Genomic DNA, 21,752 nt, shown 5'->3' on the forward strand with positions numbered 1-21,752 from the left:
CTTACGCTCTTACCGTGTATTTATTATCTCTTTCCATCCTTTTACGATCCTGTCCAGCACTGTGCGGGTAATATTGAGGGAAAGATTAGCCTTTGCCATTGCTATCGTAACATCATGGGGATCCACCGAATCGGGGTCGGTCACCATGGTTTCCATAAGGTCAGTAGACAAATTCTGATCCGCATTTACCGAATCCAGTGCTTTAAGCATCGCATCCTCAAAGGATCCGCTCCTGAGTACCGCTTCTGCTCCGACCTTATTCCCAAGTTCGGAAAGGGCAGTACCGCTTGCCTGATACTGACCGGTCATGGGGACCAGGTGCCGGGGATTAGTAACCGCCATAGGAATTTTGTCGCCGCTTACCAGTTCTGGCTTATATATGGTCATCTATTACCTCCCCCCGATTTCCAGGGCTTTCATAAACATCGCTTTTGAACCGTTCACAATTGCCGCGTTCGCTTCATAGGCCCGGGATGCGGCGATGAGATCTACCATTTCGGTAACTATATTTACGTTCGGCATTTCCACATACCCAGCTCGCGGACCGGTCTTTATTGCGTCCGGATGGGTAGGATCATACACAAGCCGGGGCTTAGAATCGTCTTTTTCTACGGTGACAACCCGGACACCCTTTCCAACACCGCCGTCCATCATGTCCGGCAAAAAGGGTGACCGCCAATAGGGCTGCTCGGTACGGGGCCTTAAAATAACCCGACTTCTCCGAAATGGTCCCCCTTCTGCAGTCCTCGTGGTGGAAGCATTGGCGATATTGTCCGCTATTACATCAGAGCGGAGCCGTTCGGCGGTCATACCGCTGGCGGCAATATTAATTGAACTAAACAATCCCATAGCTTACTCCTACCTCAGGACCAGGTTGATCTGGCCGAACTCAAAGGTTTGAGCCTGGGCCATGAGGGTATACATGAGCTGGTTCTGCACCGAAAGCATCATTTCCTCTTCCGGATCCACATTGTTGCCATTGTTTTTCGAAGTTGTCACATAATCCAGAACACGGCGGGGCTGTACTTCCCGGTAATCCCGTTCACGCCAGTTGGGAATGTGTTTAGGATCGGTCAGGGTGAGTTCAAGGGCCGGCTTGTTTTTTGCCGAATCTAAAGCCCTTTTCAGTTCGCTCTCGAAGTTTACGACAGAACGCTTAAAGTTGGGGACATCCGCATTTGCAATATTGTTGGCAATCACATCCCTGCGGACAAGACTCGCATCCATAGCTCGATGCAGGATATCCACAGTCTTGGTAAAATCATTGGAAATGTTCATCCACTACCCCCTACTCACATTCATCGGCAAAAAAGATGACCCTCTTTACAGGATATACCTGCCCAGATCCTGATCCACCACCAAACCTTTCAGTTTTTCATCCACATATGCTTCCGTAATCGGGATAGAAGCCGGCGCAATATCCGGAGCCTCAAAGGACACTTCTTCCAAAAGGGCCTCCATAATCGTATGGAGCCGGCGAGCCCCGATGTTTTCGAGCCGTGAGTTCACCTCTTCTGCCAGAGCCGCAAGCCGTTCAATGGCCCCGGGGGTAAACTCGATGCTAATCCCTTCCACCGCAAGCAAATCCGTATATTGCTTAATAAGGGCATTTTTAGGTTCCGTAAGGATCCTGAGGAATTCATCTTTACCCAGGGATTCAAGCTCAACCCTCAGGGGAAACCGTCCCTGCAGTTCAGGAATGAGATCCGAAGGCTTGCTTACGTTAAATGCTCCGGCGCCAATAAAGAGAATATGGCTTGTGTCCACCGGGCCCCACTTGGTATTCACCACTGAGCCTTCCACAATGGGCAGTATATCCCGCTGCACACCTTCCCGGGACACATCAGGGCCGCTTGATTGGCCTCCCTTGGCGGCGATTTTGTCGATTTCGTCAATAAACACAATGCCGGTTTCTTCAACCCGCCGGCGGGCTTCTTCGGTCATCCGGTCCCGATCTATCAATTTTTCTGCTTCTTCCGCTACAAGGATTTCCCGGGCCCGCTTTACGGTCACAACCTTTTTCTTTTTTCCGCCGCCAAACATACCAACGATACCGGACAGGCTGTTTTCCAGGTCTTCCATGCCAGGCCCCCCCAGTATTTCCATTGCGGGGATCTGGGGCGCCTGCTGTACCATGATTTCCACGGTGCGGTCTTCTAGTTTTCCTTCCCGGAGCATGGTTCTCAGTTTTTCTCGACTTTGGTTTTCCGTCGCCCCTGCATTTCCACTTTCCAGACCGCGGGGAAGCTCCTGTTGTATTTCTGCTGAGATAGCACCCTCTCCGCCCGGTCCGCCTTGCACAGAAGACTTTTGGGGCATGGGGTTAAATAAATTGGCAAACAAATTGGTCGATCCGCCCGGAGCCTTATTGGAACCGGGAAGCAAAAGATCCAGAAGGAGTTCTTCAGCCCGCCGTTCGGCTTCAGCCTTAACCTGGTCCTGCATCTCTTGCTTTACCATTTGTACGCCCGCAGCCATGAGGTCCCGGATCATCGATTCCACATCCCGACCGACATAACCCACTTCGGTGTATTTGGTGGCCTCTACTTTAATAAAGGGAGCCCCAGCGAGCTTTGCCAGCCTCCGAGCAATTTCAGTCTTACCGACACCGGTGGGCCCGATCATCAATATATTTTTTGGTGCAATATCTTCCCGTAATTCGGCGGGCAGCTTAAGGCGGCGAACCCGATTCCTCAGGGCTACCGCTACCGCCCGTTTTGCCTTTTTTTGCCCAATGATATACTTATCCAGTTCTGCAACAATCTGCCGGGGAGTAAGCACATCCTTTCCAATTTTATCAAACGTAATATCTTTCATGCTTAATTCAGTTCCTCTACAGTGATTTGATCATTGGTATATATGCAGATAGAGCCCGCGATTTTAAGGCTCTTTTCTGCAATTTCACGGGCACCCATGGTGCTGCCGTCCAGATAGGCTAAAGCCGCTGCGTAGGCATAGGGACCGCCTGAACCGATAGCAAGGGCGGCATCCGACGGTTCAATCACATCGCCGGTGCCTGATATGAGCAGTGTTCTTGTCTTGTCCGCCACAATAAGCATGGCCTCAAGACGCCGCAAAGCCCGATCCATCCGCCAGTCCTTGGCCAACTCTACCGCAGAACGCTGAAGGTCGCCGTTGTATTCCTTAAGTTTTGCCTCAAAGCGTTCAAAGAGAGTAAACGCGTCGGCCGTCGCGCCAGCAAAACCGCAGAGGACCTTGCCGTCATACATGCGGCGTACCTTGCGGGCATTGTTTTTCATCACCGTATTTCCTGCGGTTACCTGGCCGTCGCCCGCCATGGCAACCTTGCCGTCCCGGCGGACCGCGATAACTGTAGTGCTTCTAATTTTCATCGTGCCGATCCTTTCCGCATCCCATGGGGATGGGCTTTTTTGTATATTCGTTTAAGGCCTTCCATATCTACATGGGTGTACCGTTGGGTAGTAGAAAGACTTGCGTGTCCAAGAAGTTCCTGAACCATCCGGACATCGCAGCCAGCGTTTACCAGGTGGGTCGCAAAACTGTGCCGCAAAGAGTGGGGATGGATAGGTTTGTCCAAGCCCGACCGTTCAGCATATTTCCCGATAATCCAACGAATACCGGGGACAGAGAGGGGACCTCCATTTCTGTTGATAAAAAGCCGATCCGTACTGATCGCCCTGTTCACCCTGTGTTCCCTGCTCTGCAGGTATTGGGCAAGGGCTTCCCGGCCTTCATCGGAGAAAAACACCTGCCGTTCCTTATCGCCCTTACCGAGTACCCAGGCACCAGAAAGATCCCGGTCCAGATCCTGAACCCTCAGGTTAGCGACTTCAGAAATCCGGAGTCCCGCCGAATACATGACCATAATAAGCGCCTTGTCACGTTCGGGCCATAAAATCCCCGCTGTATCGGGAAGCTCCGCAAATCGAGCCATTTCCCCTTCCCATAAAAAGGTAGGGAGCTGTTTTGGGGACTTAAGGTTCCGCAGTTCTGACGTAGGATCGTCGGACCGGAATTTAAACCGATAGAGATACCGGTAAAAGCCCCGTACAGAAGAGAGGGCCCTATTAATAGAAACAGCGGCAGCTCCTTCAGCCGAAAGGTCCGCAATAAAACTCTGCACTTCATAGGGACTGGCGACTTCCACTGTGATATTGTGATTGGCACAGTATTGAGCAAATCGCTCTAGATCCCGGCTGTAAGCATCAAGAGTTCTGGGAGATACGGCCCGTACGGTACGAAGATATTCAAGATACTCTTCAATCTTCTCCGTCATGTTCACTCCCTGTCTCATCGTCAACACTGTGGAGATAATCACAGTCTGGATTGATACATGCCTTGTGGAATCCGTTTTTCTTGTCATATTTTTCTACCAAGAATTGACCGCATTTCGGACAATTAATGGGCAGGGGCTTAAAATGGGTAATAAAATCGCAGTCCGGATACCGGGTACAGCCGTAAAATTCCTTGCCCCGGCCCTTATTTTTCCGCGCCACAATATCTCCGGTGCAGCCCGGCCGAGGACACTTGGCCAGTGGAATGCTCTTGGTGTTTTTGCACTCCGGGAACCCCGAACAGGCAAGAAAATATCCAAAACGGCCGAGTTTTTTTACCATTGGTTTTCCGCAGAGTTCGCAGGTAAAATCCGTTGGCTCATCCAGAGAACCCTTGTATGACTCAAAGCTTTGCTGTACATCCTGAACCCGTTTAATAAAAGGATCATAAAATTCCCGGATCATCTGGGGCCAGCTCACCTGATTCTCTTCCACCAGGTCCAGTTTGTTTTCCATTGTAGCGGTAAAGCCCACATCCACCACATCGGGGAAGTACTCCACCAACATGTCGCAGATCATACGGCCCAGCATCGTCGGTACCAGCTGCTTGTTCGAACGGCTCACATAGTACCGTTCCAGGAGCACTGAAATAATAGGCGCATAGGTTGATGGACGGCCAATGCCTTTTTCTTCCAGGGTCTTCACGATGGTGGCATCGGTGTAGCGGCTTGGGCCTTGGGTAAAATGCTGCTCAGGATAAAATTTTACAATCTCGAGCTGTTCTCCCACCGCAATTTCTGGCAAAGGATTTTCCTTTTCTTCCTTGCTGGTTAGCAGCTTAAGAACCCGATAAAATCCCTTATCCACCAGCTTTGAACCGGAAATCCGGAAGATCCCATCGCCGCACGCAATATCCAGGCTTATGGTTTTAGACCGGGCTGGTTTCATTTGACTTGAAACAAAACGTTCCCAAATAATCGTATAAAGCCTCAGCTGATCCCTGGTGAGATAATCCTTAACCGAATCGGGGGTATAGGTCACATAGGTCGGCCGGATCGCTTCATGGGCATCCTGAGCTTTTTTCTCAATAGTATAGGATACAGCTTCTTCGGGCAGTTCCTTAGGATAGTGTTCGGTAATCCAGGAACGGACATCGTTTAAGGCAGCTTGGGAAATACGGACCGAATCGGTACGCATATAGGTGATAAGACCCACTCGGCTGTTTCCGATATTTACACCCTCGTAGAGCTGCTGGGCTATCTGCATAGTTTTCTTGCTCGTAAAGCCTAGACGGTTTGCCGCCGCTTGTTGCAGCTTAGAGGTAGTAAAGGGCGGTTTCGGCCTAATTGATTTTTCGCTTTCCTTGCGGTCCACAACTTCTGCTTTGGCCTGTTGCAGCTGTCCGATAAGTTCCTTTACCGCACCTTCGTTCGGCAATACCGGTTTTTCGCCCTTCCAGGATACAAGCTGGGCGGTAAAAGCCGCTTTCCCCTTCTTAAAATCCGCGTCCAGCGTCCAGTATTCTTCGGGAATAAAGGATTCTACTTCTTTTTCTCGGTCGCAAATAAGCCTTAAGGCTACCGACTGGACACGGCCTGCGGAAAGGCCATTCTTTACCTTTTTCCAGAGCAGGGGAGAAAGATTATAACCCACCAGACGGTCTAAAACCCGCCGGGCCTTCTGAGCATTCACCAGAGCTTCGTTTATATCTGCAGGCTCGACCACCGCTTCTTTTATAGCGACCGGAGTAATTTCATTAAAAACAATCCGTTTTATCGGAGTGGCACCGCTTTTTGCCTGTATGGCGTTTCGCAGATGGTAGGCAATAGCCTCCCCTTCCCGGTCATTATCGCTTGCCAGCAGCACCAAAGACGCCTTCTTTGCATCTGTCTGCAGTTCTTTGAGCAGCTTTGCCCTGCCGCGCACGGTAATGTATTCCGGTTCAAAGTTATGGTCCACATCGATAGCCAACCGAGATTTAGGAAGGTCAATGAGATGCCCCATGGAAGCCTTAACAGTATAATCGGCGCCTAAGTATTTCTCTATGGTTTTTGCTTTTGCCGGAGATTCAACAATAACCAGGGTCTTGCCCTTAGATTCCTTCTTTTTGGTTCCTGTTGCCATCATTTACTCCTCTTGCGCTGTTTCATTCATAACCTGATTCCATTCGTTAAAAAGAGCCTGCACTGAATCAATATATATAGCTCCGTCTTCTGCCAGAGTTCTTCCACCCTGGCCTTGAGGGCTGGTACGGCACACCGAACCTATCCACACTTCACGTCCCTGATCAAGGGCAAATTGGGCTGTTATGAGAGAACCTGAATGCTCAGGAGCTTCTACCACAATAGTATCCCTTGCAAAGCCAGCGATAATACGGTTTCGCTCAGGGAAATGCCACTTGTAAGGGGGAACACCCGGTGGATATTCGCTTATGAGGCAGCCACCATTTTGGAAGATTCTTAAAGCCAAGGCTCTATTTGAAACAGGATATACAGAGTCAAGGCCGTTGCCCAATACCGCCACTGTTTTTCCCCCGCCTTCCAGATTTCCCCGATGGGCCATGCTATCAATACCTCGAGCAAGACCGGACACAACAGCAATACCCTTACTACCAAGGTCAAAACCAAACGTATATGCCTGGGTGCGGCCAGCTCCGGTAGGGTTTCTCGTGCCAACCACAGCAACCATGGGCTGCTCCGGATCCGGGAGTACTCCCCGATAATACAGAATTAGTGGAGGATCTGCCAATTCAGTTAGAAGCGGCGGATATGCGACATCTCCATAAGGCACCGCATTAACCGAACGCTTCATATAATGTTCCAACTGTTTATGAGCCCTATCTACAAGCTGCTCTGCATTCCACTGGGAACTCTGTAAAGGTCTTTCCAGCAATGCTTCGATATCAGAACCTTTCAGAGAACAGAATTGAGCAGTCGATCCAATATGAATAAATAGCCGAAGCTGTTCTTGTTTTTTTAGACCGGTGAGAAGTGTTAAACTCTGGGCCAAAACAAGAGCTTCATTCATAGAGACGATCCAATATGGTTTTCTTGTTGTTTTCCGCTTCGGCTTTTTTCGAAGCATCCTTGGTAATGGATATAATCTTGTCGTACAGGGCCGCCGCTTCTTTTAGGTTCCCGGTCACAAAATAGGCTCTGGCAAGAATAAACATGGCATCCACGTCCCTGGTCTGCAATTCGAGATACCTTGTAAGATAGGGGATTGCAGCTTCAGGCTTATCCAATTCAAAAACATAGAGTACCCCAATGGCATAGAGCGGACGGGCATACTTTTTATCCAGTTCTATGGCACGAAGATGGGCTGCCTCGGCCTGGGCAAAGAGGCTCGACTTTTCTTTTCCGTAGGTAGACTTAGCCAGTATCGAAGAGGATAAACCATAAAGATAATGGAGTGTCGCATCCTCTGGCATAAGCCGAATTGCCTTCTGGAGCGTTTCTATGGCTTCTCCATATAATTTTCTGTCCATAAGACGGACTGATAAAATTTTCCAGTAAATGCCAACCTGGGCTACATCCCGGCTATACATCTCTATCCGGTCACCATAGGTAGCAATCGCTTTTTTTAGCCCCTCGATTGTTTCAGGCGGAGCACCGCCGCTGCCCATTTCGGAGATGCGAACCGCGAGGGCACCCCAGCTGGCGTTTCTCCGGATCAAATAGCCCCCCAGGGCAAAGATCACAATACAAACCAATACCACTATCAGGATCCAAACTTTTTTCATTCCATGTACCCCCGAAGTTTGGGAACAAAACGACGATGCTGCTCCCGGAGCACCGCATTATCCACATGGGTATATATCTGAGTGGTTGTTAAATCCGCATGGCCCAGCAGTTCCTGAACAGACCGGAGATCCGCTCCTCCTGCAAGCAGTTCTGTGGCAAAACTATGACGAAGTGTATGCAGTTTAGAACTAATGCCTAAAGCAGCAGCAAGTTGGGCGTAATTTTTCCATATTCCCTTACGGGAAAGTCGTTTGCCCCGTCGGCTTATAAAAAGAGCCCTATTCTTAATATGACGGGCAAGCTGGGGCCGGCTTTCATTAAGATAGCGTTTGAGCCATGCTTCAGCTTCGCTTCCAAATGGAACAAGCCGCTCTTTGTTACCCTTTCCTGAAACCCTCAAGACACCCTCGGAAAAATAAACATCCTGGATATTAAGATGAACCGCTTCTGAAATTCGCAACCCGCAGGAATAGACCAATTCAAAAAGGGCCCTGTCCCTGACACCTCGGGGATTATCGAGGGGTATACTGGAGAGCAGGGCATCCACCGTCTCCCGGGCAAGTACCTTAGGTATTCGCTGCCTCTTTCGAGGAGCCTCCAAAAGGGCTGCGGGGTTATCCTGCCTGAGCCCTTGATCGAAAAGAAAACGGAAGAAAGACCTTAGGGCCGAAATAGCCTTTGCGACAGACCTGGAATCCAAAGCTTGAACATCCCTGCGAAATTCCAGATAGCGCTGCAAAACCTGAGCATCCAACTCTATTACATTTTGTTGTTCCCGCTCCGCCCAATCCAGCAAACGAGCTATTTCTGCTTCGTAGGTCTCAGCGGTGAGCGGAGATCTATGTTCAATCGCAAGAAGCCGGGAATGATAGGCTGAAAGCAAGGGGGCCCCATTCATGAATCAGTATTCCTTTTTTTCGGCCCTGGCTTTATCCGAACCAAGCAGTTCCTGGGCAAATTTCCGATCCCGGATTACCGTAGGAATATCAAGATCATCGTCTCCTAAGTTCCGGTGGCTTAGAAAATCGGAACTTTTCTTTCCCGTCATGGTCTGCCATTCATCGAAACGGATAAAATCACTGTCGATGTTTCTTCCCTTTTCGGCCAATACGGTAGCCTTTGGTCCCGGCTTTGCCGCACCATTAAAACCGGTGGCAATGACTGTAACCTGCACTTTGTCCTGGAAGGTAGGATCCATAGCAGTACCGGAAATGATAATCGCATCCTCATCCGCATTGGCGGTAATAATCTGCACAATTTCCTGGTATTCGGTCAGCGTTAGGTCATCCCCACCGGTTACATTGACCAGGATACGACGGGAGCCTTCGATCCGGCAGTCTTCCAGCAGCGGATTATTGATTGCATTGGTTGCCGCATCGACCGCTTTGTTTTCTCCAGTGCCGATTCCGATCCCCATCAAGGCATCACCCTGGCCTTCCATGGTACTGCGAACATCCGCAAAATCGATATTGATAATACCCGGAATGGTAATGAGATCCGAAATACCCTGTACACCCTGACGGAGTACATCATCAGCAATGAGGAATGCATTTTTTATTGAAGTCTTTTTATCGACAATCTTAAGTAGATGCTGATTAGGAATAACAATCAGTGTATCCACAGCCTGCCGCATTTTGGCAATACCTTCTTCGGCAAGACGCATTTTATACTTTCCTTCAAACTCAAAGGGCTTGGTGACCACGCCGACAGTTAAAGCTCCAAGTTCCTTAGCCACCGAAGCAATAACCGGTGCAGCTCCCGTACCGGTACCACCACCCATGCCGGCGGTGATAAATACCATATCGGCCCCTTTAAGAGCATTGGCAATCATATCACGGTCTTCAAGCGCGGCCTTTTCACCAATTTCGGGCTTTCCGCCGGCTCCGAGACCAGAGGTTAGTTTAGATCCTATGGGCAGCTTGACTGGAGCATTAGAAAGTTCCAGGACCTGCTGATCCGTATTTGCAGCGATAAACTGGACATTTTTAAGTCCGCATTCGATCATCCGGTTCACCGCATTAGATCCGCCGCCGCCTGCACCGATGACTTTAATTACTGTGGGACTCGGCCCATTGGTGCGTTCTTCCAGTACCTCAATATTCATATTCCCCCCCCCAAAACCACTATTTTATCCGGTCCCCACCGGATGATACTATGATTAGAAAAACTCTTTTTTAAGCCACTCCGCAAGTTTCGACACAAAGGACCCCTGGGTTCGCTCATGGTTCCGCGAGTCGCCCCGTTCCGATGGATGAAAAACCTCCCGGTCAGCGCCTTCTAACACAAGTCCCACCGCCGTCGCGTAGGTAGGATTACGATATTCCTCCACAAGACCTCCCACGGAAAGGGGAACGCCAACACGGACCGGCAGATTGAAGATATGGGCGGCCAACTCAGCCACACCGACCAATTGAGAGCCCCCTCCGGTCAGCACAATGCCGCCCCCAAGGGGCCTTGCGAGGCTTAATTTGTCAATTTTTTCTTTAGCAAGATGAAATAATTCTTCTATCCGCGGCTGAATAATGCGCAGAATCTGCAGCCGGGGAATAGATACCGGCGGCCTACCACCCACACCGGGGACTAGGACATCCTCTTCTCCATCTAAAAGACTTTCCCAGCAGCAACCGGCCTGAATTTTTATCTTTTCAGCCGATTCGTAGGAAATATTTTTAAGTATCGAAAGGTCGCTCGTAACCTGGGAACCTCCGACTGGAATGGTTGCAGTATAATAGGGGGCCCCTTCCGCGTAGACAAGAATATCCGTGGTGCCTCCTCCCATATCGATTAAGGCAACGCCAAGCTCCTTTTCTTCAGGGGTAAGGACTGCCCGGCCCGCGGCAAGAGATTGCAGGATCAGGTCCTGTACACGGAAACCAGCGCGGTTCACACATTTTACAAGATTTTGGGCCGATGTAACCGAACCGGTTATGATATGAACCTCCGCTTCGAGCCTGACACCGATCATATCTAATGGATTCCGAATGCCCTTTTGGTCATCCACAATATAGGTTTGGGGAATAACATGGAGCACCTGCCGATCCATGGGGATGACCACCGCCCGGGCCGCCTCGATGACCCGGTCAATATCGGCCTGCGCGATTTCCCTGGTTTCTCTATTTTTGCCGGTTACGGCTACGACACCGCGGGAATTTATGCCTTCTATGTGGGATCCGCCAATACCGGTATAACATGCGTGGACTTCACGGCCGCTCATCATTTCAGCCGCTTCTATAGCCGCAGCTACGGAACGAAGGGTTGCTTCAATATTGACAACCACACCTTTACGCAGACCCGTAGAAGGACTCGTTCCAATACCGGTTATCTCAAGAGTACCATATTCATTTCGTTCGCCAATAATGGCACATACCTTGGTCGTACCAATATCGAGTCCGACCACCAAATCTTCGCTAGCCAGAGGAGGCCTCCTTAGTCCGATACGAAATTGTACCCGTCCGGAAATCAATTTCATCAGCTTGAATGCCCTTGGATGCAAGCACATCCAGAACCAGCATCATATACCGAAGCACTTCTTCATTCAACTCAGAGCCGAGCCTGACCCTCCCCACATTCTGGGCAGGATATACAATAATTTCATAGCCGCCATAGGCCTTTTGCTGTATCCGTAATTCCGACAAAGCCTGAAGCAGGACAGGATTGCTCCTTTCCAAAGTCTCAAGGGAAGTAAAAAAACTCTTCAGTTGTTCAGGCAGACGCATACCCGGCACAACCTGATCAAACACCAAACCTGATACAAGAGGCAAGCTAGGAATCGCTTCTCCTCCAATCTTATATATGACGCCATGTTTATCAATATAAACCGGTACCAGCTTGCCTGACACTTTTGCAAGAGAGACCGCAACCGCGGTTCGCTCTGTTATGACGATATCAACAGCATTAGGGAAATGTCTGGTTATAGTTACAGATTCTACCAATGGAAGAGAAAGCAATGCCTCTGTCACCCTTTTTACATCCATACTTATAAAGCTGGTAGATTCGGAAATTCCCGCGTATTGCAGCAATTCGTGCCGCTGCATTCCGTTGATTGGGCTTACTCTGACAGCTTTTAAGGGCATACATGGAACAATGCAAAGGAAATACAGCAATTCAATTCCTAAAATAATTGCAAGAATAATGGTAATTCTTTTTAGGATCGATTCCTTTCGAGAATAACGAGGTGCTTCGGCTTCGGTACTTACTATTTGATCAATAAATAAAAAGCCATCAGACATTTGCATCCTCCATCTTTGCACTTTGTCTCGAACCGTTCACGAGTAGACCTGCTGCCGACAGCATCATGGCAAGGGATGAACCGCCGGCTGAAAAAAACGGCAGGGGAACCCCAGTGGCAGGAACAACCGCAGCAACGACTGCCATATTCAAGACTATTTGAGAAATCAGCATGGTCGCGATACCAAGAAGCAGCAGCCTTAGGAACACTGAATCGCTCCGTAGGGCAGCACGATAGCTCCGGAACATTAAAAACAGAACCATCACAAAGAATAGGGTAACACCTAGAAATCCGGTTTCTTCTGCGAAGGAAGAAAAAATAAAATCCGACTGAATTTCTGGCACACTGGCAATTTTTCGCTGTCCCTGGCCTATTCCCTTACCCCAAAAACCGCCGGACATTATTGTGAGTATGGAAGCCCGTACTTGGAAGCCCGTGCCGAGGGGATCCCAATTAGGCTGCAAAAAATTGAGTAAGCGATGCAAACGATGTTCCCTTGATAAAATCATAATAGTTGCAAAAGGAAGGGAAACCACTGCAAAACTGATAAAAAAACGGAATCTCACGCCAGCCAGGAAAAAGATAACCATGGCATTAAAAAAGAGAAAAGAGGCGGTAGAAAAATTATTCTGCAGGTATACTACAAAAAAGAACGCCAAAACCATAATGGTGAGCGGAATGGTTGTCCCTTTAATTTCATGTAGACGGTCCTGCTTTTTGTCAAACATATGGGCTAAATAGAGGGGAAGCACAATTTTTGCCAGTTCAGAAGGCTGAAAAGAAAAACCAAATATATTTATCCAGCGGCTCGCACCGTTTTTCACAATACCAAGACCGGGGAATATAGGCAGAATACAAAGAACAAGGGTCCCAATCACTATAAATTTTATTACCCTTCGAATAAGATCTAAGTTAATCCTTGAGGCTATAAAAAAGAGCAAAAGCCCTAGAAGGGCAAATTTTATCTGGCGGCTGATAAAGTAATTACTATCATTAAAGGCTCTTTGGGCATATGCGTAGCTTGCCGAATACAGGGTCACAAGACCGATGCCTAAAATGAGAAGTATAATACTCACTAGCAGTGGATCCGCTTGCTTTTTTGCGCCGGCCCACTCCATCCCCAGATTATAATTACTCATTGGATTTTCAGTGTTGAAATAGCGATAAGGGCAAAGAGCCCTCCCAAAATCCAGAACCGAATAACAACCTTTGTTTCGGCCCACCCGGACAGTTCAAAATGATGGTGCAGGGGCGCCATCTTAAAGATGCGTTTTTTCCTTAACTTATAAGAGAGAACCTGCAAAACAACCGAAAGACCTTCCAGCAGGAAAACTCCCCCGATAATTAAAATCAATATCTCTTTCTTGATAATTAAGGAAAGAACTGCCATGAGGCCGCCAAGGGAAAGGCTGCCCACATCGCCCATAAACACTTCAGCAGGATGCGCATTGAACCAAAGGAAACCAACGCTCGCCCCGACCACCGCAAGGCAAAAAATAGTCAGTTCTCCTGCTCCCGGAAGGTAGGGGATACCAAGATAGGCAGCATAGTCAGCCCGTCCGCTTAAATAGGTAAGTAGAGAAAGGGCAATAAAGACGAGGATAACCAAGCCAATAGCAAGGCCATCAAGACCATCGGTCAAATTAACCGCATTGGATTCCCAGACCAAAAGCAGCACCGCAAACGGAATCCATGTCCATCCCATATCGATCACGGGATTTTTGAAAAATGGAATATACAGCTTGGTGATGTGATCATCCTGTGAATAATACAGAGTCACCGTTATCGCTATGGCTACTCCGAACTGCCCTACCAGTTTTGCCCAGGCGGGAAGGCCCTTAGAGTTTTTTTGGGTTACCTTAAGGTAATCGTCTATAAATCCGACCGCACCAAAACCAAGAAAACCTGCCAAAGTGAGCCATACATAAAAATTATGCAGATCCTGCCACAGGATAACAGAAACAACAACAGCCAAAATGATCAGGGTACCGCCCATAGTTGGGGTACCGCCCTTCTTAAGGTGCGATTGGGGGCCGTCATCCCGTATAGACTGGCCGACTTTCAGGGTGCGAAGCGCTTCGATAATCCTTGGCCCGAATAGGAATGAGATAAACAGAGCGGTCAGGGCTCCATAGGCAGCTCTGAATGTAAGATATCGGAAAACGTTAAAGGGGGTAAAGTATTTCACCAGGGGATATAAATACTCAAGAAACATGACTATACTCCTTGACTTTTTACAACATCAGTTAATCGCTCCAGGGCAACTCCCCGGGATCCTTTAAGGAGAACCAGGTCCCCCTCAGATACAGCGGAAGCAAGTTCCTTTTTAAGCAATTCCATATCAGTGGTATGCCAAACCTTTGCTTTTGCATTAGTGCGCAGAACTTCCTGCATACATTCGGTTTCCGCACCAAAAAGGAATATGACATCCGCCTTTGAATGAGATAGAACAGAAGCAACCCTGCGATGCTCCGCCTCAGAGTCAGTTCCCAGTTCCAGCATGGATCCAATCACATAAATTCTTTTGCCTGACCAATTAAGATCATCACAAAACTCAATGGCTGCAATAGTCGATTCAGGGTTAGCATTATAACAATCACGAATTAAGGTAATGGGTCCCTTAAATATTTCGCCCCGTCCAAAGAGCGGTTTTACCGAAGATAAACCATTATAGACCGCTTCTATACTAGCTCCCGCATTCTCTGCCAAGGCCGACGCAGCGAGGGCGTTCAAAATATTGTGCTGCCCCGCAAGGGCTATACGGATTGTTTTACCGCCCCAGAGCAATTCGATACCATCAAGTCCCAAATTTCGTCCACCGCCAAAAAGCGGAGTTGAACGGGGCCCATACCATTTAACTTGTCCATTCACATCCCTGGCAAGAAAATCTGCATAGGTATCGTATTCGGGAATAAGGCCTAGCTCTTTTCCGTTAAATTGAGAAAAAATAGCTTTTTTTTCTTTAGCAATATTATCCTTTGAACCGAGAATTCCGATATGGGCAGTCCCGATATTGGTTATTAACGCAATATGGGGGCGCAGAACCGCCGCAAGCTCGGCGATTTCACCCTGCCGGTTCATACCCATTTCAAAAACACCAATCTGATGTTCTGCGCGAACGGAAAAAACCGACAGCGGAAGTCCTGTTTCGGAATTCAAGTTTCCTTCATTCATGATAACTTTTTTTTCCTGCCGTAAGATAGCTGCAGTAAGCTCCTTAACCGTTGTTTTCCCGGAAGATCCGGTAATACCAATTCTCAGCAATCGAGGGAACTTATCGAGATATGTTTTCGCTGCCTCCTGCAGTGCAAGCAGCGTATTCGGGACTGCAATAACTGCAGCCTCTTGTTTTTGCGCCCCCTCAACAGCCCGGTCTTTGTAATCCTGGATCCGGTCTTCTTGCATTAAGACAACTGCGGCTCCGGATGAAAAGGCGCTTTCTATGTAATTGTGCCCATCCTGGGTTGATCCTGGCAACGCAACAAAGAGACTGCCGGTAACTACTTTACGGGAATCTGTTGTAACGGACGAAAAGCCATTTTTAGAGGCCGGGGAGGCATATAACACAGTTCCTTTTACAGCCTGAACGAGCTCATCCAGGGACATCAACAGGGAATCAGCCATCTTGATTTGTCCTTTTACCAATATGAATCTGCATAATTTCTGAAGGATCCTTTTTCTGCAATAAGAGCTCATCCCGGGCGATTTTTGCAATTCGCTCTGAGCCAGACAATACGGCGATACCAGCTACAATCCGTTTATTTTGTTCTATTTGATCTTGCTGTACTTTTTCCAGCCTGCGAACCTCTTCCGCAAGCTGATAGTAACGGGCAGCCTGCCAAGCATTTAGACCCAAAAACAGGGGGATACTTATAACCCAGAAATACAACAAAAGCCGCTTCAGCATTACAGGTTTTCCTCCAAAACTTTTTCTACTACCCGCAATTTTGCACTCCTGCTGGGGGGATTGGCTCGTATTTCTTCCGGCCCAGGAACAATCGGCTTTTTTGTAACCAGTGCAACTGTCCGCTGTCCCTTACATGTACATATCGGCGCTTCAGGCGGACAGGTGCAGTCCTTGTTCTGATTCCGGAAAAAATTTTTTACTATTCGATCTTCGAGGGAATGAAAGGTAATTACTCCAAGCCGTCCGCCATTTTCCAGAACATGCAGCGCTGAGTCAAGCAAGGACTCAAGACGGCTTAACTCGCCGTTTACCGCAATACGAAGGGCTTGAAACGTCCTGGTAGCTGGATGTATCGGTCCATGCCTGTAAGATAAGGGAACTGCTTTTTCTATAAGTACCGCAAGCGCATCGGTTGTTTCGATTTTACTTCTTTTCCGTGCCTCGACTATGGCATGGGCAATACGCCGGGAATAGCGTTCTTCACCATTTTGATAAATGAGATCAGCTAATTCACCCTCGGGAAGCTGCATAACAAGATCCGCAGCGCTAGGTCCAAAATGGGGATCTAACCTCATATCAAGTATTTCGCCCTTTCTGAAACTAAACCCCCTGCCGCTTTTCTCATAATGGAAAAGACTTATGCCCAGATCTATAAGAATAAGATCCGGGCGTTTTATCTCGGTGGGATATTCGGCAAAAAACGTATGGGACCATCCAGAATAGAAGTGAATCCGCTCCCCAAACACAGAAAGTCGTTTCCGGGCAACTTCCTGTATCACTGGGTCTGCATCTACTCCAATGATGCGAAGTTTCGGGAAATGGGAAAGAAAAGCATAACTATGGCCGCCTTCGCCAAGAGTAGCATCTACCATGAGGGCATTTTCGCCGCGGGGAGCTAGATAATGTAGGGTTTCTGCAAGCAGTACCGGGGTATGCACATATTGGACGACCTCAGATTCCATTCATCCCCTCTCCTTACAGAAATACCGAGCCTAGCTCTTCCGCCGCAGATCGGAATTCTGCTTCATTTTCATCCCAGTACTGCCGGTACTGATCCGCATCCCATATTTCTATATATTTATCAATTCCAAGGATCACACATTCCCGGTTTAGAGCTGCAAATTCCCTAAGACTCTGCGGAATGGCAATCCTACCAGCCTTATCAATTTCCACTTCCTGGGCAGGAGCTATGATTCTTCGCTGCACCATGCGGGAACGGGCTTGAAAAGGAGAAGTGGCTTCCATCAATTTCCGTGACAGGGCCTTCCATTGCTCAGGAGAAAAGAGCCACAGACAACGGTCAACACCCTGGGTCATCACCAAAATATTACCGGGCAATTCCGCTCGCAACCGGGCTGGAAGGCTGAGGCGCCCCTTTTCATCCAAGGTGTTTTTAAACTCACCAGTCAATAGCTCCATTCCACTTTTTCCTATATTTTCCCACTATTTCCCACTTGTTTACATTATTGACACATAAATTTCCTCAGTCAATACAAAGAAGAAAAGAAAAGATTATAAATAGTAATTTTTTGCTCTATTTAACTACAATTCTGTTTAGTAGCTGCAGCATGAGTATATGAGCAGTACGATTGCTCTGGTTTGCATACATGCAGATACCAGCAGTTGCATTTGACATCAAAGCAGGGTATCTTCTCACCATGTACAGCGAAGAAAACTTTATTGTTTTTCCCGAAGGGGACGTTCAGGAAATTCCCGCACGATTATCTATTAATATGCTCGTCGATATAAATGGTAATCCTGTACCACTTCCGCTCAAAACAACCAAAACATTGGTGTATAGGATTTCGCAGATAAGCAAGAAGGAACATCGGGGAGGCTGCGAAATTTATCACTATTTAGAACAGCTTACCGCAGCAGAATTGTCCAAATATGTCCGAATTTAACCGGGAAAGCACCCTACATGCCCAACTAAAAATGATGTATGCAGGGCCCGACGGTGAACAGGAAGTTCCGGTAGGCACCTATTTTTGCGACTGTAAAGCACCAAGCGGCCAATTAGTAGAGATTCAGACAGGCAGCTTTGGGCCCCTAAAAAACAAGCTGAGACACATAGGCCAAAACCATACTGTAAAAATAGTACATCCCATTATTCGCAATCGATATATAGAAACATATTCAGCGGATATGACTCTTATACGAAAACGGCGCAGCCCTAAAAAAGGAAGCCTCTGGGATCTCTTTAAGGCTCTTATGCACGGGCCAGAGCTTGCCATCCATAAAAATATTACTATAGAACTAGTTGCCCTTGATATATTAGAAAAAAGAATACAGGATGGAAAGGGATCCTGGAGAAGACAGGGTATAAGTCTCTCTGATAAAAGCCTGCTACATATTCACGACACAATTACCCTGCAATACCCAGACTCTTATCTTGCTTTTATTCCCTTTAGTATAGAAGAAAGATTCACTATTCGGGATATTTACAATCGTTTTCAGGATGAACAAGCGATGAACAGAAAACCTATCGATGCTGCGTTTTGTTCACCAAGCAGAGAATTGCAAAATTATTCTTCCGTACAAAGGGCTGTGTATGTATTACATCGAATGGGACTGATACAAAGAGTTGGTAAAAAAGGGGCATTCTATCTGTATCGCAGAGTAATAGGGGCCTAAGGCTGAAATTCAATCGAAAACAAGTACTGCACTAAGCCGCAGACTTTAAGACAGCACTATCAAAAAAATCCTTAGCTTACAATAAAAAAAGGGATGCCCTAACCTTATTGGACATCCCCCTTAATAAACTAAATAAAAGAATTACCAGCTATCGACCATATCGTCGGGGTCCCGGTTCTCTTCAGCAAAGAGATCAGTAACGGCCCGAAGATCATCCAAATAGAAGTAATAGCTCCCGTAGGACTCCATGGGATCGCATTCCACTTTGAATCCAGTGACCTTTATACCCATCTGGGAATTATAGTGGTAATCCCGCTGTACTATACCATTCCGGCCATCCGGAGCCTGGGGCGGAATTGCCACAGTGAGTTTATTCCATCCCTGGAAATTGAGCTTACCCATATACAGCTCATATTCTCTGCCGAAGAAGTCCTGAATCATAATTTTCAGGGTATGGTTATAATTTCGGCCAACAACCCAGACAGAAATAGTCTTAGTAATGCCTTCAATAGGGATTGGACGCAACGGAAGAATCGTAAAAGTGTTAAATCCCCGCCTCAGAAAGTCAACCCGGGTACCCAATACATATTTATCAGGAATATTTAAGTCTTTCTCTTCGGCGATGGGAGTCTTGCCGGCCGGACTTCCTTCGAAAAGACGGGTAGTGGTAAAGCCTTCATCGGATGACATTTTAGAAATCCAAAAACCTGCCTGTTCAAACTTATCGACAGAGACTTCTTTCAGTTTCTGCTGGGCCGATTCTACACCCACCTTTTCAGGATTGGGGGCTCCAACTTCAGTCTGGGCAAACACAAGGGCGGCACTGGCCAGAAGGATGAAAACAAATATGCTTCGCTTCATGACGGTCTCCTTAATTTTTTGCATTAGAACCGGCAGTCCAAAGTTCCTGGACCCGCGCGGGATCGGCAAGCTCATCGCCGTCAAAAAGAGTTTCAAAGGTATCGGTCAATACCTTAATCTGATTGATATAAACTTGGAAATCGTCCACCCGCTCAACGGGCCGTGTCCAGATACGGAACTTTACCAGTGTCAGGGCCTGCCGTTTGGGAAGCGTGCGCTTTTCTTGGGGAATATTAGAAGGAATATTGATGCGCAGATTTTTCCAGCCTTCAAAATTAAGGTCTCCCATATTAATAATATGGACGACACCCTTATAATCCCGTACATAGGCTTCCAGATAATAGTTAAAATTAGCTCCCCAGACCCACATATCAAGCAATTGGACCCGGCCGGGAATCGGGATTTCAGCGGGATTCTCGTCCTTGTCATCCTTGGCTACGGGGTAAATGTCGATCCAGTTGTAACCTTTCCGGTCAAAACGGCCCCAAATACCGAGACTTTTAATATCCTTTCCTTCCCGGTTGTAACCATGAATTGCCGCAGGCCAGGTTTTTATGTATGCAAGTTTCGGAAAAGTCTCCTTATCCGTCTTTGTTGCAAACTTGCTTGCATTTACCTTCCAGACATAACCGGAAGATCCGTCAAAATTTTCCAAAATCCTAGATTCCAGGTTTACAGCCTTTTCTTCTGCAGCAAAGACAGATGCTACTGTCATGCATACCGATAGAGCCAGGCATACAGCTTTGAAACCGCCGTGTTTCATCCCTTACTCCTTTTGCCGATCATCGTTGAAAGGTTATTGAATAAGATTATATTTCCTTGCATAGGCTTTGTCAAACCTTAGTAAAAAATAATTTAATCTGGAGCGTTGTTTTACAGATCATCATTCAAAACCGAAAGAAACCGTTTTTCACCTGATATCAGGGCTGCTATGTGGGGCCAGGGGGAATCATCGAATACCGCTATAACAGACTTGGACAAAAGGTCTTTTCGGATACCGGAAAAGAGTATTATTGGGGCTACAATTGACTGTAATGAAGCATCGGAGGGGAAAAGGGTCATCGAAGACAGGGACAGACCTGCTTCATTGCCCTTTTCTAAAACGACTGCCCCTTGAGAAAACCCATAAGCCAATAAGCCCTCATCGAAGGCCTGCTTAAGCTGGTTCCGGTATTCTTCAGTAAAAGACAGGGGAAACACAATCGCAGGAGGAAGCCCCGTTTTAGATGCCAAGGGGCCGGCAATTCCAGCAGCCCGGCTAATATCCGCTGCATAATCGACAAAAAAGGTATTTACAAAGCTAGAAGCACTCCCCTGCCCCCATAAGATAACGTCAACCTGAGGGTGTTTCTTTGAATAAGCCTCAGCTGCAGGCTGGTAGCGAATCGGGACAATGAGGGCCCCTGGCGGGGGCGCAGATTTTTCGATAGATGTCAATTGGAGGTCTAAATCGGCAGATGATGGCATGGAGACAATAATTACCGGTCGAAACAGAGAAAACGAGGCCTTAAGGGTCTGTAAAATCGCCCTATTTTTTCCATAAATGAAAAGCTCCGCCTCATCGGTCATGATATAGACACCAGGCCGAGATACAAACAAGAGTCCTATAGAAAGTATTATCAGAAAGAAGATTGATAAAATATAGAAACGTTTTTTGCCGCCCGTTTGCCAAGGTATGTTCATCAACCTGAACTATAGCAAATTTTCTTTTAATTGATACAGTGGCTATGGCTTTACGGATTCTTGCACCTGGTTGTTTAACAGACATGGTACCCCCTGGACATCAGGCAGCCCATAGAGCAAGTTCAGCTTTATACTGAACCAGTAAGTTGTCAAGAATGACCGGCGGAAATATTATTACCTCTGCCGGTAGTTCCGGGTATGTCTCTCGTACCAGGTTTAACGGTGTATTCCCTTTGTAGCGATTATACCGGCCGCAATTAAACCATTTCTGGTATTGGGCTGCTTTTTCCAAAAAATCCTGCTCAGAAGCAAACGTCTCAGCAGCATATAGTTCTTCCTCAATCCACCGATGAGAACTCTCTACATCACTCTGATAGGTCTTTGCTCCCGGTGGAATACGATGATGATGGGCTCCCCAGCATCGTTCGACAAGCTTGGTG

General features: G+C 47.6%; 24 protein-coding genes and 1 pseudogene. 2 read left to right on the forward strand and 23 right to left on the reverse strand.

The window, feature by feature from the left end; all coding sequences use genetic code 11:
- Positions 1-9: 9 nt before the first annotated feature.
- From fliE to mraZ, 19 genes are read right to left on the reverse strand one after another with little or no spacing between them, the layout of a single operon-like run.
- Complete coding sequence (fliE, locus tag Q7P68_RS05570; protein WP_304223825.1) at positions 10-387, reverse strand: flagellar hook-basal body complex protein FliE; 378 nt, start codon at positions 385-387, stop codon at positions 10-12.
- A gap of 3 nt (positions 388-390) precedes the next feature.
- Positions 391-849: a flagellar basal body rod protein FlgC gene (gene flgC / locus Q7P68_RS05575; RefSeq protein WP_304223828.1), complete on the reverse strand. Its 459-nt coding sequence runs from the start codon at positions 847-849 to the stop codon at positions 391-393.
- A gap of 9 nt (positions 850-858) precedes the next feature.
- Positions 859-1,278 carry a flagellar basal body rod protein FlgB gene (flgB, locus tag Q7P68_RS05580; RefSeq protein ID WP_304223830.1) on the reverse strand — a complete coding sequence of 140 codons (420 nt, stop codon included), beginning with the start codon at positions 1,276-1,278 and terminating at the stop codon, positions 859-861.
- Positions 1,279-1,323: 45 nt separating this feature from the next.
- On the reverse strand, positions 1,324-2,817 hold the full coding sequence (gene hslU, locus Q7P68_RS05585; RefSeq protein ID WP_304223832.1) for an ATP-dependent protease ATPase subunit HslU: 1,494 nt from the start codon (positions 2,815-2,817) through the stop codon (positions 1,324-1,326).
- Between the two features lie 2 nt (positions 2,818-2,819).
- Positions 2,820-3,353, reverse strand: coding sequence for an ATP-dependent protease subunit HslV (gene hslV / locus Q7P68_RS05590; RefSeq protein WP_304223835.1), 534 nt, complete (start codon positions 3,351-3,353; stop codon positions 2,820-2,822).
- Positions 3,350-4,258: a tyrosine recombinase gene (locus Q7P68_RS05595; protein ID WP_304223837.1), complete on the reverse strand. Its 909-nt coding sequence runs from the start codon at positions 4,256-4,258 to the stop codon at positions 3,350-3,352. Before Q7P68_RS05595 ends, hslV begins: the two co-directional genes overlap by 4 nt.
- Complete coding sequence (topA, locus tag Q7P68_RS05600; protein ID WP_304223839.1) at positions 4,242-6,380, reverse strand: type I DNA topoisomerase; 2,139 nt, start codon at positions 6,378-6,380, stop codon at positions 4,242-4,244. Before topA ends, Q7P68_RS05595 begins: the two co-directional genes overlap by 17 nt.
- Positions 6,381-6,383: 3 nt before the next feature.
- Positions 6,384-7,283, reverse strand: a complete 900-nt coding sequence (gene dprA / locus Q7P68_RS05605) for a DNA-processing protein DprA (RefSeq protein WP_304223841.1) — start codon at positions 7,281-7,283, stop codon at positions 6,384-6,386.
- A complete protein-coding gene (locus Q7P68_RS05610) occupies positions 7,276-7,998 on the reverse strand; it encodes a tetratricopeptide repeat protein (RefSeq protein ID WP_304223842.1) in 723 nt (240 codons plus the stop codon). The genes dprA and Q7P68_RS05610 overlap by 8 nt, the downstream gene beginning before the upstream one ends.
- The gene (locus tag Q7P68_RS05615; protein ID WP_304223843.1) at positions 7,995-8,897 is read right to left on the reverse strand and encodes a tyrosine recombinase; all 903 of its coding nucleotides are present in this window, start codon (positions 8,895-8,897) and stop codon (positions 7,995-7,997) included. The genes Q7P68_RS05610 and Q7P68_RS05615 overlap by 4 nt, the downstream gene beginning before the upstream one ends.
- A gap of 3 nt (positions 8,898-8,900) precedes the next feature.
- The gene (ftsZ, locus tag Q7P68_RS05620) at positions 8,901-10,103 is read right to left on the reverse strand and encodes a cell division protein FtsZ (RefSeq protein WP_304223845.1); all 1,203 of its coding nucleotides are present in this window, start codon (positions 10,101-10,103) and stop codon (positions 8,901-8,903) included.
- Positions 10,104-10,157: 54 nt separating this feature from the next.
- Entirely contained in the window at positions 10,158-11,414 is a 1,257-nt protein-coding gene (gene ftsA / locus Q7P68_RS05625; protein ID WP_304223881.1) for a cell division protein FtsA, read from the reverse strand.
- Complete coding sequence (locus Q7P68_RS05630; protein WP_304223846.1) at positions 11,407-12,228, reverse strand: cell division protein FtsQ/DivIB; 822 nt, start codon at positions 12,226-12,228, stop codon at positions 11,407-11,409. Before Q7P68_RS05630 ends, ftsA begins: the two co-directional genes overlap by 8 nt.
- Positions 12,221-13,345: a putative lipid II flippase FtsW gene (gene ftsW / locus Q7P68_RS05635; protein WP_304223849.1), complete on the reverse strand. Its 1,125-nt coding sequence runs from the start codon at positions 13,343-13,345 to the stop codon at positions 12,221-12,223. The genes Q7P68_RS05630 and ftsW overlap by 8 nt, the downstream gene beginning before the upstream one ends.
- Before the next feature lie 17 nt (positions 13,346-13,362).
- Positions 13,363-14,442: a phospho-N-acetylmuramoyl-pentapeptide-transferase gene (gene mraY / locus Q7P68_RS05640; protein ID WP_304223852.1), complete on the reverse strand. Its 1,080-nt coding sequence runs from the start codon at positions 14,440-14,442 to the stop codon at positions 13,363-13,365.
- Positions 14,443-14,444: 2 nt separating this feature from the next.
- Complete coding sequence (locus tag Q7P68_RS05645; protein ID WP_304223855.1) at positions 14,445-15,851, reverse strand: UDP-N-acetylmuramoyl-tripeptide--D-alanyl-D-alanine ligase; 1,407 nt, start codon at positions 15,849-15,851, stop codon at positions 14,445-14,447.
- Positions 15,844-16,134 carry a septum formation initiator family protein gene (locus Q7P68_RS05650; protein WP_304223858.1) on the reverse strand — a complete coding sequence of 97 codons (291 nt, stop codon included), beginning with the start codon at positions 16,132-16,134 and terminating at the stop codon, positions 15,844-15,846. Before Q7P68_RS05650 ends, Q7P68_RS05645 begins: the two co-directional genes overlap by 8 nt.
- Entirely contained in the window at positions 16,134-17,096 is a 963-nt protein-coding gene (gene rsmH / locus Q7P68_RS05655; RefSeq protein ID WP_304223860.1) for a 16S rRNA (cytosine(1402)-N(4))-methyltransferase RsmH, read from the reverse strand. The genes Q7P68_RS05650 and rsmH overlap by 1 nt, the downstream gene beginning before the upstream one ends.
- A 13-nt stretch (positions 17,097-17,109) precedes the next feature.
- On the reverse strand, positions 17,110-17,553 hold the full coding sequence (gene mraZ, locus Q7P68_RS05660) for a division/cell wall cluster transcriptional repressor MraZ (RefSeq protein WP_304223863.1): 444 nt from the start codon (positions 17,551-17,553) through the stop codon (positions 17,110-17,112).
- A 188-nt stretch (positions 17,554-17,741) separates the two neighbouring features.
- On the opposite strand from mraZ, the gene Q7P68_RS05665 reads away from it, so the two are divergent.
- Both Q7P68_RS05665 and Q7P68_RS05670 read left to right on the forward strand, forming a co-directional pair.
- A complete protein-coding gene (locus tag Q7P68_RS05665; RefSeq protein WP_304223865.1) occupies positions 17,742-18,038 on the forward strand; it encodes a hypothetical protein in 297 nt (98 codons plus the stop codon).
- Positions 18,025-18,768: a DUF8091 domain-containing protein gene (locus tag Q7P68_RS05670; protein ID WP_304223868.1), complete on the forward strand. Its 744-nt coding sequence runs from the start codon at positions 18,025-18,027 to the stop codon at positions 18,766-18,768. Before Q7P68_RS05665 ends, Q7P68_RS05670 begins: the two co-directional genes overlap by 14 nt.
- Positions 18,769-18,909: 141 nt before the next feature.
- Here Q7P68_RS05670 and Q7P68_RS05675 read toward each other — a convergent pair whose 3' ends face one another.
- The 4 genes and pseudogenes from Q7P68_RS05675 to Q7P68_RS05690 form a co-directional block, all read right to left on the reverse strand.
- On the reverse strand, positions 18,910-19,629 hold the full coding sequence (locus Q7P68_RS05675) for a flagellar filament outer layer protein FlaA (protein ID WP_304223871.1): 720 nt from the start codon (positions 19,627-19,629) through the stop codon (positions 18,910-18,912).
- Positions 19,630-19,639: 10 nt separating this feature from the next.
- Positions 19,640-20,392: a flagellar filament outer layer protein FlaA gene (locus tag Q7P68_RS05680; RefSeq protein ID WP_304223873.1), complete on the reverse strand. Its 753-nt coding sequence runs from the start codon at positions 20,390-20,392 to the stop codon at positions 19,640-19,642.
- Positions 20,393-20,502: 110 nt separating this feature from the next.
- Positions 20,503-21,312, reverse strand: a complete 810-nt coding sequence (locus Q7P68_RS05685; protein WP_304223875.1) for a hypothetical protein — start codon at positions 21,310-21,312, stop codon at positions 20,503-20,505.
- A gap of 100 nt (positions 21,313-21,412) precedes the next feature.
- Positions 21,413-21,752: pseudogene (locus Q7P68_RS05690) on the reverse strand (helix-turn-helix domain-containing protein); the annotation flags it as partial.

The organism is Gracilinema caldarium (genome assembly GCF_029265695.1).
Taxonomy (GTDB): domain Bacteria; phylum Spirochaetota; class Spirochaetia; order Treponematales; family Breznakiellaceae; genus Gracilinema; species Gracilinema caldarium_A.

Coding starts and splice junctions, on each gene's coding strand:
- mraZ (WP_304223863.1), bottom strand. CDS start 17,553: ATGGAGCTATTGACTGGTGAGTTTAAAAACACCTTGGATGAAAAGGGG.
- hslV (WP_304223835.1), bottom strand. CDS start 3,353: ATGAAAATTAGAAGCACTACAGTTATCGCGGTCCGCCGGGACGGCAAG.
- Q7P68_RS05650 (WP_304223858.1), bottom strand. CDS start 16,134: ATGCTGAAGCGGCTTTTGTTGTATTTCTGGGTTATAAGTATCCCCCTG.
- Q7P68_RS05645 (WP_304223855.1), bottom strand. CDS start 15,851: ATGGCTGATTCCCTGTTGATGTCCCTGGATGAGCTCGTTCAGGCTGTA.
- hslU (WP_304223832.1), bottom strand. CDS start 2,817: ATGAAAGATATTACGTTTGATAAAATTGGAAAGGATGTGCTTACTCCC.
- Q7P68_RS05665 (WP_304223865.1), top strand. CDS start 17,742: ATGCAGATACCAGCAGTTGCATTTGACATCAAAGCAGGGTATCTTCTC.
- ftsW (WP_304223849.1), bottom strand. CDS start 13,345: ATGGAGTGGGCCGGCGCAAAAAAGCAAGCGGATCCACTGCTAGTGAGT.
- Q7P68_RS05680 (WP_304223873.1), bottom strand. CDS start 20,392: ATGAAACACGGCGGTTTCAAAGCTGTATGCCTGGCTCTATCGGTATGC.
- flgC (WP_304223828.1), bottom strand. CDS start 849: ATGGGATTGTTTAGTTCAATTAATATTGCCGCCAGCGGTATGACCGCC.
- Q7P68_RS05670 (WP_304223868.1), top strand. CDS start 18,025: ATGTCCGAATTTAACCGGGAAAGCACCCTACATGCCCAACTAAAAATG.
- flgB (WP_304223830.1), bottom strand. CDS start 1,278: ATGAACATTTCCAATGATTTTACCAAGACTGTGGATATCCTGCATCGA.
- Q7P68_RS05615 (WP_304223843.1), bottom strand. CDS start 8,897: ATGAATGGGGCCCCCTTGCTTTCAGCCTATCATTCCCGGCTTCTTGCG.
- Q7P68_RS05675 (WP_304223871.1), bottom strand. CDS start 19,629: ATGAAGCGAAGCATATTTGTTTTCATCCTTCTGGCCAGTGCCGCCCTT.
- Q7P68_RS05630 (WP_304223846.1), bottom strand. CDS start 12,228: ATGTCTGATGGCTTTTTATTTATTGATCAAATAGTAAGTACCGAAGCC.
- Q7P68_RS05685 (WP_304223875.1), bottom strand. CDS start 21,312: ATGAACATACCTTGGCAAACGGGCGGCAAAAAACGTTTCTATATTTTA.
- fliE (WP_304223825.1), bottom strand. CDS start 387: ATGACCATATATAAGCCAGAACTGGTAAGCGGCGACAAAATTCCTATG.
- ftsZ (WP_304223845.1), bottom strand. CDS start 10,103: ATGAATATTGAGGTACTGGAAGAACGCACCAATGGGCCGAGTCCCACA.
- dprA (WP_304223841.1), bottom strand. CDS start 7,283: ATGAATGAAGCTCTTGTTTTGGCCCAGAGTTTAACACTTCTCACCGGT.
- topA (WP_304223839.1), bottom strand. CDS start 6,380: ATGGCAACAGGAACCAAAAAGAAGGAATCTAAGGGCAAGACCCTGGTT.
- Q7P68_RS05610 (WP_304223842.1), bottom strand. CDS start 7,998: ATGAAAAAAGTTTGGATCCTGATAGTGGTATTGGTTTGTATTGTGATC.
- rsmH (WP_304223860.1), bottom strand. CDS start 17,096: ATGGAATCTGAGGTCGTCCAATATGTGCATACCCCGGTACTGCTTGCA.
- mraY (WP_304223852.1), bottom strand. CDS start 14,442: ATGTTTCTTGAGTATTTATATCCCCTGGTGAAATACTTTACCCCCTTT.
- Q7P68_RS05595 (WP_304223837.1), bottom strand. CDS start 4,258: ATGACGGAGAAGATTGAAGAGTATCTTGAATATCTTCGTACCGTACGG.